Annotated in this window: 4 protein-coding genes; 1 reads left to right on the top strand and 3 read right to left on the bottom strand. The window is 69.8% G+C overall.

Annotated elements, in window-relative coordinates; genetic code table 11:
- Positions 1-334: 334 nt before the first annotated feature.
- Positions 335-1342 carry a stage II sporulation protein M gene (locus tag AC068D_RS35580; protein WP_478827291.1) on the bottom strand — a complete coding sequence of 336 codons (1008 nt, stop codon included), beginning with the start codon at positions 1340-1342 and terminating at the stop codon, positions 335-337.
- Between the two features lie 169 nt (positions 1343-1511).
- On the opposite strand from AC068D_RS35580, the gene AC068D_RS35585 reads away from it, so the two are divergent.
- Positions 1512-2498, top strand: coding sequence for an RDD family protein (locus AC068D_RS35585; RefSeq protein WP_478827292.1), 987 nt, complete (start codon positions 1512-1514; stop codon positions 2496-2498).
- A 75-nt stretch (positions 2499-2573) separates the two neighbouring features.
- Here the strand turns inward: AC068D_RS35585 and AC068D_RS35590 are convergent, their stop codons facing one another.
- Positions 2574-3188 carry a hypothetical protein gene (locus AC068D_RS35590; protein ID WP_478827293.1) on the bottom strand — a complete coding sequence of 205 codons (615 nt, stop codon included), beginning with the start codon at positions 3186-3188 and terminating at the stop codon, positions 2574-2576.
- Positions 3189-3389: 201 nt separating this feature from the next.
- Positions 3390-3478, bottom strand: an 89-nt coding sequence (locus tag AC068D_RS35595; protein WP_362693304.1) for an adenosylhomocysteinase, incomplete at its 5' end; no start/stop codon positions are given.

Below are 3478 nucleotides of genomic sequence, written 5' to 3' on the forward strand. Positions count from 1 at the left end.
CTTCGTTGTTTCCAACCCTACCAGATTCATTTTCCGTTCCGTTTCCGGTTCGGATTCTGTTTCCGGTGGCCGTTGGAGGGCCTTTGCCTTTCGGCGGTCTCGACTTTATCAGAGTCTTTTCGGCCGACCTAATCGACCTCGTGATCCGAATAAGGAATCGAGTGGCTCCGTGGGAATTCCATCCCCACCAAGAGCGAGAGAGACGCTAGTTGTAGCGCTCGGATGGATAGGTCCACCTCGAGGCAACCGTTAGAATCTACCTCCCCAGTCGGTCCGTGTCAACGGTCCTCGTGGGCGAAGAGGAGACTAGCAGCTCACACGCCCTGCTCGCACATCAGGCGGCAGTGGGGAGCTCGGCGCTCCGTTCCGACGCATCGACGTCGCCCGCCTCGCCGGCACGCGCCGCTCGGCCACCGAGGACGTACACATACGCCAGGAAAGCCAGCTCGGCGACGATTCCGATGGTGATGCGGGCCCATGTGGGCAGGCCCGAGGGAGTCACGAAGCCTTCGATCAGACCGGAGACGAAGAGGACCAGGGCCAGCCCCATCGCCATGCCGAGCGCTGCGCGGCCCTGCTCGGCCAGGGCTGTGCGACGGGACCGGGGCCCCGGGTCGATCAGGGTCCAGCCGAGGCGAAGACCTGTGCCGGCGGCAACGAAGACGGCGGTGAGTTCGAGCAGACCATGCGGGAGAACCAGACCCAGGAAGGTGTCGAGCCGGCCGGCCGAGGACATCAGGCCGATTCCGACGCCGAGGTTGGCCATGTTGAGGAACAGGATCCAGACGACCGGAAGGCACAGGAACGCGCCGAGAACCAGGCACATCGCGGCGGCCTGGGCATTGTTCGTCCAGACCTGGGCGGCGAAGGAGGCGGCGGGGTGGCTCGAGTAGTACGTCTCGTAGTCACCGCCGGGACGGGTGAGCCGGCGGAGTTCCTCAGGGGCGGCGATCGCCGCCTGTACTTCCGGGTGCGTGCCGATCCACCAGCCGATGATCGCGGCGACGACGGTGGAGAGCACGGCGGTGGGGATCCACCAGTGGCGCGAACGGTAGACCGCGGCAGGGAAACCGGCGGTCAGGAAACGGGCGGCGTCGCGCCAGGACGCGCGGCGCGTGCCCGTGACCGTGGACCGGGCACGCGCGACGAGCTGGGTGAGACGGCCGGTGACCATGGGGTCGGGGGCACTCGACTGGATGAGGGAGAGATGCGTGGCGGTGCGCTGGTAGAGGGCGACGAGTTCATCGGCCTCGGCTCCGGTGAGGTGGCGTCCGCGGCCCAGGAGGTGGTCCAGGCGGTCCCACTCAGCGCGATGGGTCATCACGAAGACGTCGAGGTCCATGGTCGGCTGTCTGCTCCTGGGCACTGGGTCCGCACACAGGGAACGGACGGATGATTCGTACAACTGCTCGTACTACTGCGGCGCGCTTCGGATCAGCTTGGCAGACTGGCGTACTGGAGGGCCGTGAAGGTCGAAGAACCGTCATGAAGGCCGAGGAGAGGGTGGGCGCGTGAGCGGGATTGTGACCGGGGATGCGGTCGTACTGGGGCTTCGTCCGGCGAGGCTGCCCAGTCGGGCGCTGGCACTCGCGATCGATCTCGCCGTGGTGTGGGCGGCGTACCTGCTGATATCCATCGGGCTCGCGATCGCGACCGCCTCGCTCGACGAGGCCGCGGTCATGGCGGTGTCGATCGCGACGTTCATCCTGGTTCTGGTGGGGGCGCCGATCGCGGTGGAGACGCTCAGCCATGGGCGGTCCCTGGGGAAGATGGCTTGCGGTCTGAGGGTGGTGCGGGACGACGGCGGGCCGATCCGGTTCCGGCACGCACTGGTGCGTGGGGCCATGGGCGTGGTGGAGATCTTGATGACGTTCGGGGTCGTCGCCTGCATCGCGTCACTGGTGTCGGCGCGGGGGCGGCGGATCGGGGATGTGTTCGCGGGGACCCTGGTCATACGGGAACGGGTGCCGGCTGCGCGCGCCGTTCCCGTGCCGCCTCCGCCCCCGTGGCTGGTGGGTCGGTTCGCGGAGCTGGATCTGTCCGCGGTGCCGGACCATCTGTGGCTCGCGATCCGTCAGTACCTGACGCGTATGCATCAGCTCGACGCCGAGGTGAGCCGGTCACTGTCGGAGCGGCTGGCCGGTGATCTGGTGGCACGCACGGGATCGCCTGCCCCGGAGGGAATCCCGGCCGCGGCGTATCTGGCGGCCGTGGTGAACGAGCGGCAGGCGCGGGATGCGCGGAAGGCGTTCGCGTCCGCCGGCGCGGGGCCCCTAGGAGCGGGGCCCACCGGGGCGCCGTCCCCGGCGGTGCAGGCCCCGTCCCCGGCTGGCCCGGGCGGCCCGGGGCATGCGGTTTCCGGCGTGCCGTACCCCGCAGCGGCTCTCCGTCCGGCGGTCGGTTCCGCGCCGTTGTCGTCGCCGTCCTCGGCGCCGGCTCCGTCGTCCGGTGCACAGCACTCCGAGCCGCCCGCGACCGGGTTCGCGCCGCCTGCCTGAGTCCGGGCGGAGCCGCCGGGGTCGTCCGGCTGTGCCGGATCGCGGGAGCCCGGACGGCGGTCGGCCCTGCTCGGCTCAGGGGAAGACGGAGGGCGGGGTCTCGAGGTCCTCGAGTTCGATGCCGGGGGCCGAGAGGACGACGTCACCGGCGATGTGGATCGTGTGCTGCTCCCCCGTGTCCAGGGCGCTGACCTGGTATTCGTCGACGAAGAGCGAGCGGTTGTCAGTGGCGTGCGCTTCACTCTTGATCAGCGCCCAGGACTGGTCGACCGTGCGGGGGGCGAGCACCGGGTCCGTGAAGGCGACGAGTCGTACGCGGGTCGCGGGTGCGCCGGGAGTGAGGCGCAGCAGCCGCGAGGTCGCGACCAGGAACGCGGGGGAGGTGCCGGTGAAGGCGTGGGCTCGGACGTTGCCCTCGGTGGCGTGGGTGCCGGTGGGGTCGGTTCGGACCCAGGTGACGCCGTCGATGGCGGCACCGCGGACCTGCCAGCTCGCAGCGTGGAGTTCGAGGCGGATCGGGCGGCCCAGCTCGTCGAGGGCCAGATCGACGGATCCCGCATGGCCGCCGGAGGGGGTGGTCAGTTGGGAGACATAGCGCCAGCCGGAAGGGCCCGGGGCGCAGTGGAAGTGCTCTTCGCCGAGGGGAGTGCGATCGTGTGGATCATGGAGCGAATAGCGGCCGCGGGGCATGGGGCAGGATCCTTGCGATGCGTTGAGACCCGGTTGGCCACGCGGGTGTGAGTGCCTGTCCCGGGGCGGGCCGAAGGGGGGCGGGCGGAGTGCAGGCCCCCGTGACGGAAGGTCCCGGGGGCCTGCGGTGGTTGCCTCATCGGTGCCGGGGCTGTGGCCGGGCACCGGGGCACGGCCGTTGGGCGGCCATGCCCCTGGGTGTCAGTAGCGGTAGTGGTCCGGCTTGTACGGACCCTCGACCTCGACACCGATGTACGCCGCCTGCTCCGGCCGCAGCGTCGTGAGCTTCA

The organism is Streptomyces sp. NPDC043861 (assembly GCF_056435905.1).